This is a genomic window from Microbacterium sp. Ru50 (assembly GCF_002920555.1).
GTDB lineage: Bacteria > Actinomycetota > Actinomycetes > Actinomycetales > Microbacteriaceae > Microbacterium > Microbacterium arborescens.
Window position 1 is genome coordinate 1 of record NZ_PQSV01000038.1, and the last position, 744, is coordinate 744.

The window sequence follows — 744 nt, forward strand, 5'->3', positions numbered from 1 at the left end:
ATCCTGGAGTACCGCGGCTCCGCCATCGAGAAGCTCTCGATGGAGGCCCGGATGACCATCTGCAACATGTCGATCGAGGCCGGTGCCCGGGCGGGCATGATCGCCCCCGACGAGACCACCTTCGACTACCTCAAGGGCCGTCCGCACGCCCCCGAGGGCGCCGACTGGGACGCGGCCGTCGCGTACTGGAAGACGCTGCGGACCGACGAGGACGCCGTCTTCGACGCCGAGGTCGTCATCGACGCCGCCGAGCTGTCGCCGTTCGTCACCTGGGGCACCAACCCCGGCCAGGGCGCACCGCTTTCGGCGCACGTCCCCGACCCGGCTTCGTACGAAGACGCTTCGGAGCGCCTGGCCGCCGAAAAGGCCCTGGAATACATGGGGTTGGAGGCAGGACAGCCGCTGCGGTCCATCGGTGTGGACACCGTCTTCGTAGGCTCCTGCACCAACGGCCGCATCGAGGACCTGCGCGCCGCCGCCGACATCCTGCGGGGCCGCAAAGTCGCCGACGGCGTACGGATGCTGGTCGTCCCCGGCTCCGCGCGCGTGGGTCTCCAGGCCGTCTCCGAGGGCCTGGACGTGGTCTTCAAGGAGGCCGGCGCCGAATGGCGGCACGCGGGCTGCTCCGATGTGCCTCGGCATGAACCCCGACCAGCTGGCCCCGGGCGAGCGCTCCGCCTCCACCTCCAACCGCAACTTCGAGGGCCGGCAGGGCAAGGGCGGTCGTACCCACCTGGTGTCGCC

The 744-nt window shown here is 70.7% G+C and carries 1 pseudogene; it reads left to right on the plus strand.

Annotated elements, in window-relative coordinates:
• Positions 1 to 744: pseudogene (locus C3481_RS16110) on the plus strand (aconitase family protein); the annotation flags it as partial.